9 protein-coding genes are annotated in these 3,310 nt (G+C 37.2%); all 9 read right to left on the reverse strand.

Features of this window, described 5'->3' with window-relative positions; genetic code table 11:
* The coding region (locus HCK02_RS13515) for a hypothetical protein (protein WP_167630623.1) at positions 1-293 on the reverse strand (293 nt) is incomplete at its 3' end.
* Between the two features lie 20 nt (positions 294-313).
* On the reverse strand, positions 314-784 hold the full coding sequence (locus HCK02_RS13520) for a Holliday junction resolvase RecU (protein WP_281348890.1): 471 nt from the start codon (positions 782-784) through the stop codon (positions 314-316).
* A 22-nt stretch (positions 785-806) separates the two neighbouring features.
* The gene (locus HCK02_RS13525; protein ID WP_167630624.1) at positions 807-980 is read right to left on the reverse strand and encodes a hypothetical protein; all 174 of its coding nucleotides are present in this window, start codon (positions 978-980) and stop codon (positions 807-809) included.
* A gap of 18 nt (positions 981-998) precedes the next feature.
* Positions 999-1,466: a single-stranded DNA-binding protein gene (gene ssb / locus HCK02_RS13530; RefSeq protein WP_167630625.1), complete on the reverse strand. Its 468-nt coding sequence runs from the start codon at positions 1,464-1,466 to the stop codon at positions 999-1,001.
* On the reverse strand, positions 1,463-1,798 hold the full coding sequence (locus HCK02_RS13535) for a DUF3850 domain-containing protein (RefSeq protein WP_167630626.1): 336 nt from the start codon (positions 1,796-1,798) through the stop codon (positions 1,463-1,465). The genes ssb and HCK02_RS13535 overlap by 4 nt, the downstream gene beginning before the upstream one ends.
* Positions 1,799-2,164: a DUF1642 domain-containing protein gene (locus HCK02_RS13540; RefSeq protein ID WP_167630627.1), complete on the reverse strand. Its 366-nt coding sequence runs from the start codon at positions 2,162-2,164 to the stop codon at positions 1,799-1,801.
* Positions 2,165-2,392: a hypothetical protein gene (locus HCK02_RS13545; protein ID WP_167630628.1), complete on the reverse strand. Its 228-nt coding sequence runs from the start codon at positions 2,390-2,392 to the stop codon at positions 2,165-2,167.
* Between the two features lie 2 nt (positions 2,393-2,394).
* Positions 2,395-2,994: a DUF1642 domain-containing protein gene (locus HCK02_RS13550; RefSeq protein ID WP_167630629.1), complete on the reverse strand. Its 600-nt coding sequence runs from the start codon at positions 2,992-2,994 to the stop codon at positions 2,395-2,397.
* 13 nt (positions 2,995-3,007) lie between these two features.
* Positions 3,008-3,310: helix-turn-helix domain-containing protein (locus tag HCK02_RS13555; RefSeq protein ID WP_208970487.1), on the reverse strand; the 303-nt coding region annotated here is incomplete at its 5' end.

Here is a 3,310-nt window from a genome sequence, read left to right on the forward strand (position 1 = left end):
CCGTTCCTCTTTTTCCATTTTGAAACCGCGCTAGCTGAAAACCCTATAATTTGTGCGATTTCTTGATCCACCTTGCCTTTTTTTCGGAATTGAAAATATAAATCTTTAGTCAAATTAATACTTTCATTTCGTCCGCTAGTCGAGCTGTAGATATACACTAACCCTCTCGCTTCTGTCCTCTCCTTTTCCTTTTGTCTTAGTAATGCTCTTAACTTTTTTGCTTCCTCTGTCGGTAAATTTGGATCTAAAAGTTTATCAATCAAGCGCAATTGTTCTTGTTTATTCTCCTCCATAAACATTTTTATCACCTCGCTTATAAAGCGTCTAAAAAATCAGGTATCCCGTTTAGAGTACTTACTTTCTCGCCGCACTCTTCAAAGTTCTTTAGCGGGATTGATTTTCTTTTATTTTGTATAGCCTCCTCATAAAGCGCTAGAAACGTTTTTATATCCACCTTATATATTTGTCCAACTGCCACAAAATTAATCAAAATAAAAGCGTGTGCGCCCATTTTACGGACTGTCTGCAAATACTCTAGTTGATGCTGTTTGATATTTTTAAAGGGAAAGCTTTTTTGTTTTGTTTCTTTCGCTTCAAAGGCTACCGCCATGCCAGGATTTAACACCCCTAAAAAATCAACAGTACTTTTTTGCGCGGGGAAAGCACTAACAACTTGATTTCCCCGCCTGATTACTTTCCATTCTGTCGGCAATTTTTTAATGATTGCCAAGTTTTTTATTTCATAAATTTGGCATGCATTTTCTATTAATCTCTCAAACTGCATACCCCTATTTGCGTGTTCTTGCTTAATTGTGGCATTCTTCGATGACTTTAACTTGATAGATGTATTCAATTTCTTTATCACTCATTTCTACTAACTCATATATTTTGAATTCAGATACTTCATCAATAGCATTAATCATCAATTGTATATGTGCTTTTCTATCGTTAAACATTGTTTGATACTCTGTTACTGTCATTGTTTGCCCCTCCTGATTTTAGAATGGAAGATCTTCTTCACTAATGTCTATTGGCTTCCCATCACTTGCAAACGGATCATTAGAAGCGTTCTGCGCCGCTTGTGGCGTGTTTCTCGGAGAATACGACTGATTGCCCCCGTTTGCATTATTCGAGCTTGTGGCGCTGTTCTTAGGCTCTAGAAATTGAACACTTTCAGCAACCACTTCTGTAACATAAACGCGCTTACCGTCTTGACCTTCATAATTCCGAGTTTGAACTCGACCATCAACGCCCGCTAGATTTCCTTTTCTAAGGAAATTTGCCGCGTTTTCTGCGGGTTTCCGCCACACAACGATATTAATAAAGTCGGCTTCTTGCTCCCCTTGTCCATTTTTAAAATTTCGATTTACAGCAAGTGTAAAGGTCGCAACTGCGACACCTGCTGGAGTATATCGAAGGTCTGGATTTTTTGTTAATCGTCCAACCAACACAACACGATTCATCATTTATGACTGCCACCCTTCGCCACTAGTTTGTTTTTTGTGTAGAGATCAGCTTTTATTGCTTTTAAAATTTCATTTTCTAAAGTACTCTCCATTAGACCTACAGGCATCCAGCCAAAAACCACATACCCATCTTTCTGCTCAAAATCAGTAATGAACGTAATTTTGCCTGCGATTTTTTTGCCTGTATAGTTTTTCCCGTTGTACTCATTCAAAACAATGTAATCATCAACTTGATAATCTCTATCATTCTTTCTTATTTCAAAGTATTTATTTCCGCTTCGTGCTTCTTTGAAAAATTGAGGCAATATTTTTAATTTATGAGTTTTAGCCATTTATTCGTCCTCCTTATCTTCAACTTTTACAGCAAACTGCCAAAATTGTTCACCTATCGCTTTAATTTCTGATTCTGAAAGATACTGTCTGTTATATCCTTCGTTATCGTGTTCGAAGATTATTTCAGGATTTTCTCCATGTAATGTTAGTAACCAGCGTTGTTGCGCTGTATTTATTAGTATAGGCACTTCATAAAGCGGCTCTTGCTCACGCTTGATGTGGTTGCCGCCACTATCAAAGCCAGATTTTTTCACTGCTTTTATGGTTAACATATACGCTATATCATTATTTACCCAGCCTGTATCCCAAACCAGATCATAAAACTCTTTAAAAAAAGCTAGTTGATTCTTTTCTTTTTCTGACATTTATTTTTCCTCCCTAACACTTTTAACCTTGATGACTAAAGCAGCACGTCGTTTGATTCTAAACCTAGTAATTCTGCTTGCTTCTTCTCTACTGTTTGCTCTCACTTCCTCCGTTCCCCCGTAATAGGTTAGTCCTACGCCTGTACCTTCCCATTCCACTTTATAAGTGGTTTCTTTTTCAAATTCGTCTTTCATAAACTGATTTGCCATGCTATCTAAAAATCCCATTTTTATTCCTCCTCCTCTTCTACAGCAGGTACCGCAAACTTCCAAAATCGTGAATCAAGCGCGCTTAATTCATCTGTTCTAATTTCAGATTCTGTGAATTTTGTTTGATAGCCTCCTCCTTCTTCTTTACTCATAAACCGTAATTTTTTTGTCGGTAATTCATAGTTTAGATAAGCCTCATCTTCACCTGTGTTCGGAAATCTAACATAATAAAGCTGATCATCTTGTTCGACTTCATAGCCATTTTGCAAAGCATCTAACACGATGTTTAGCCGTTCTTCCCCATAACAACTCCCTTCTAACCAGTCCTCAAGATCGCTGGTCAACTCTCCGTTAAAGAATTGTATTGAAAAATTATAGAAATTTTGCGCTGGAGACCAGTATGTATGAGTGCACTTTTTCACCCATTCATCAAAACAACTCGGTACTTTCTGAACTTCTATTTTTTCAAACTCCGATTCACAAAAGTAACAATCTTCATTCTCATCCTCAAGCCAAAGAACGGGTTCATTCCAGTAGCTGATATCATCGTCAACTCTCTTAACAACACCTATCAAATCAAACTCTTTATGCTTCACTCGATCGCCTTTTTTGAATGTCATTTTTGTGCCTCCGTTACATATATTTTTTTAATTGTTTCTCAATCGTTGCTAAAGAGGCTAATGTTTGATTGGTTAAATTCGCACATTCTGCTGCAATTTCATGCACAGCCTCTTGATTCATGATAGGCTCAATATATTCATCTCGCCCTAACAGATAGTCCATCGAAACATGAAAGTAATCCGCTACTTTGACAACATTATCAACAGAGGGAGTATGGGCATCCCATCTATAAAGCGCGTTAAAAGATAAACCTATTTCACTAGATAAATCTTTCAACGACATTCCTTTTCGACTACATAAATATTTAATCCTCAC

The sequence above is a fragment of the Listeria valentina genome, from assembly GCF_011800755.1.
Lineage (GTDB): Bacteria > Bacillota > Bacilli > Lactobacillales > Listeriaceae > Listeria > Listeria valentina.